This is a genomic window from Microcystis sp. M53602_WE12, assembly GCF_030065455.1.
In the GTDB taxonomy this organism is placed as follows: domain Bacteria; phylum Cyanobacteriota; class Cyanobacteriia; order Cyanobacteriales; family Microcystaceae; genus Microcystis; species Microcystis aeruginosa.
Window position 1 is genome coordinate 1 of the sequence record NZ_JASJFB010000352.1, and the last position, 3,035, is coordinate 3,035.

Consider the following 3,035-nt stretch of genomic DNA (forward strand, 5'->3'; position numbering starts at 1 on the left):
CCAATCGGGGGCAATAGCATTAATGTTATATTCTTCTAAACTGGTTAACAATTCCCGCCAAATATAGCCATGGGCGGGTAAACCATGCAGTAGGATTACGGGGATTGTCTCGGGTTGTTGAGCGGGGTTAACCTGTCGATAAAACCACTTGAGAGAGCCGACTTCGAGAAAATTTTCTAAAATAGTCATGGTTAATGGGGGATTAATCATCAATAACCATTGTCTAACGTCTAGGAACCGATCGCACCGGCAATTTTCCCACCCTTGCAGTTATAGGGAGCTTGCGTCGAGACTTTGTGCTTCTCCGGGGGTTAAGGGCAAATGAAGACCGCATTCTTGTTTTAAACCCTTGAAACGGGTGTCTCGTTCGTTGCTATCATCGGCGGTTAAAGGCCGACTGGAGTGCCAATCGCCGACGGAGACATAACCCAGATCAAAATAGGGATGGTAGGGAAGATCGTATTTAGTCAGATACTGGTATATGGTTTTGGCATTCCAGTCAAGGATCGGTAATATTTTGTAACGTTCGCCCTGTGGATTGACCCATTGGAGAGTTTTGCGGTGGTCGGTTTGGTCGCGACGTAAACCTGCTAACCAAGCGGTGGCCTTTAATTCCTTCAGGGCCCGTTGCATCGGCTCCACCTTGCGGATTTTGTCGTAGAGATTGAGGGAGTCCAGATCGTTATTTGACCACAGTTTACCGTGGATTGCTTCCATGCGGGCGGGACTGAGGGGAGATTGATAAACTTTCAGGTTTAAATGGAGGCGTTGGCTTAAGTCTTCGGCAAATTGATAGGTTTCCGGGGGAAGATAGCCAGTATCGATCCAAATGACGGGAATATCGGGGATAATTGCGGTGACGAGGTGCAACATTACCGCCGCTTGAATGCCGAAACTGGTACTCATCACCAAACCTTCCCCAAAGGTGGCTTCCGCCCAAGCGACGATTTCTGCGGCGTTAGCGAAGTCAAAACGTTGATTAATTCTCTCCAGGTCGAGGGATAGAGGGGAGGAAAAAGACCGGTCGGCAGTGGGGATGAAGGCAGTTTCTAGGGCCTGTGGATGAGAATTAAGCAAGTGTAAATCTGGCATTCTGGCTAAGATTTAAGTTATTAGTAGCGGCGGATACTGATAGATTACAATCTATCCATTAGGGTTTGAGCATAGAGTTACCTCCATCTCCTCCCCTTGAGAAACGTGGGTGAGACTTTCGCCTCCGACGGCTCCTAGTTTAACTGCTTCATTGTTAGGGATACAGCTTGACAATCGAGGGCCGTTTTATCGAAAATTTGGGTTAAAACCCCGTCGTTTTACGGTTGAAAATCTATATACTGTACTTCTACTATATCTGATGGGGTGAAGTGTGGCCCACACTAGCGACACCCTCCTTTCTCAAAAATCTCTCTGGTTACACTAGGTTAAGCAAGATGGGGAGGGATTACCGCTAGTTTTTGCAGTTGTTTTTCAATATTGGCCCTTAATTGGGTCCGGGTGATTTCTTTTCCCGTTTGAGCGGTGTGTGCATTTTCTAGAAAAATAATACTATCTACTTTTTCTAGGGCAAATAATTGGAATAAAAGATGGGTTACGGGAATCAGGAGCGTTGATAGGGGTGAATTGGGGGTATTTTGAGCAGATATGGCCATTTTTTCCGTAGCAAAGGCATAGATTACCCTTTTCTCCTGTTGCGGCTGCCGCCGATGGGCTAAGGTGGTTAGTAACCAATCACCCTGGCTATTCTGCACCACATAGTATTGTAAATGTTTTAACTGTCTGGCCATGGCCGCAAGGACGGGATTAACCGCTTCTTCCATGACTACGGGGGCCAGTCCGTAATTGACGGCGTCTCGACTTAAAATATGCAGTTGTGCCTTTAATTTCATGGCTAATCATGTCTATAAACTAATCGATATTGACCATTCCTACCAGCGATGAGCGGTTTTTCTGCCAGTACAATTTTAGGCGTTGCTCATTTGTGATCTGAATCCTCTTTGCTGGGATTTTTAAAACCTAGACCCAAACTAACTTTGGCACGGGAACCTGCACAGTTGCCATTCATCCCTTGATTCAGCAACGCTATTTAAAATTGTCGTCGTGAAAAGATGAGGATGGAGATACCCAATAATAGACCAGTATAAACGAGACTGTAGAGGGCATTAGCGATTAAGACATCAGCACTAGGCAGCAAACCATAAACGGCCTCGTTTCTAAAATTTAATCTCTCTAAATCTGGGAGAATTAGATAAATATTTTTAGTGATAGCGAGGATATTGGCATTTTTGCTGATTATACCCAATTGGATCAGATCTTTGCTGATGTGACCCATTAGATAGACCCCAAAAGTCATTAACGTGGCTAAAATCGAACTGGTAAATACCCCAAAAGCGATCGCCACGGCTGCGATGAGAATTAATTCCAAACCGAGATAGAAAACCGAGACAATCAGGGGTAAAGCTTGAAAAGATACTTTCATCCCCGACAACATCAGCAGGTAAATCACCAACATTACCCCCAACATCACCGCTAAAACCCCGGACAAACCCAAGTGTTTACCGAGGATAAATTCGGCCCGACTCAGGGGTTTAGGAATCAAAACTAAAATAGTTCTCTTGTCAATTTCCTTATTAATTAGCCCTGTACCCACAAAAACCGCAACAATTACCCCTAATAACCCGATAGCGGCTAATCCCAAGTCAAGAAAGATTTTCTGATGGGTTCCCACCGCAATTTCTGGTAATAAACGCCAAGCGAAGGCCATCAACAAGGCAAAAAACCCGATAAAGTAAAGAATTCGATCGCGGATAACCTCGCGAAAACTGTTAGCTGCGATCGCCCAGATTCTCAGGATGCTGATACCCATAGCCTTTCATCAAAATAATATCTGTCTTTCCTAGATTAAGAGATTGTTTTATCCCCTCATTATGCCCAATTAGGGTTTGCGGCAAAAAGTTTTTCGGTGGTGGCAGGGTGTGGGGTGTGGGGTGTGGGGTGTGGGGTTTTACCAGTTTTGAGGTGGCCAATTACCTAATTTTCAG

General features: G+C 45.0%; 5 protein-coding genes. All 5 read right to left on the minus strand.

What is annotated here, in order from left to right; translation table 11 throughout:
• On the minus strand, window positions 1-213 hold a 213-nt coding region (locus PX482_RS12385), incomplete at its 3' end, for an alpha/beta fold hydrolase (RefSeq protein WP_502888556.1).
• A gap of 57 nt (window positions 214-270) precedes the next feature.
• Window positions 271-1,092 (minus strand): phosphoadenosine phosphosulfate reductase, encoded by an 822-nt coding sequence (gene cysH / locus PX482_RS12390; RefSeq protein WP_288122493.1) that lies wholly within the window; start codon window positions 1,090-1,092, stop codon window positions 271-273.
• Between the two features lie 326 nt (window positions 1,093-1,418).
• Window positions 1,419-1,883, minus strand: coding sequence for a hypothetical protein (locus tag PX482_RS12395; protein WP_002762591.1), 465 nt, complete (start codon window positions 1,881-1,883; stop codon window positions 1,419-1,421).
• Window positions 1,884-2,080: 197 nt separating this feature from the next.
• Window positions 2,081-2,860: an ABC transporter permease gene (locus tag PX482_RS12400; RefSeq protein WP_002762589.1), complete on the minus strand. Its 780-nt coding sequence runs from the start codon at window positions 2,858-2,860 to the stop codon at window positions 2,081-2,083.
• Window positions 2,820-3,020, minus strand: coding sequence for a hypothetical protein (locus PX482_RS12405; protein WP_155726783.1), 201 nt, complete (start codon window positions 3,018-3,020; stop codon window positions 2,820-2,822). Before PX482_RS12405 ends, PX482_RS12400 begins: the two co-directional genes overlap by 41 nt.
• Window positions 3,021-3,035: the final 15 nt, after the last annotated feature.

Excerpts from the sequence above, each read along its gene's own strand:
- cysH (WP_288122493.1), bottom strand. The coding sequence starts at position 1,092 with ATGCCAGATTTACACTTGCTTAATTCTCATCCACAGGCCCTAGAAACT.
- PX482_RS12395 (WP_002762591.1), bottom strand. The coding sequence starts at position 1,883 with ATGAAATTAAAGGCACAACTGCATATTTTAAGTCGAGACGCCGTCAAT.
- PX482_RS12400 (WP_002762589.1), bottom strand. The coding sequence starts at position 2,860 with ATGGGTATCAGCATCCTGAGAATCTGGGCGATCGCAGCTAACAGTTTT.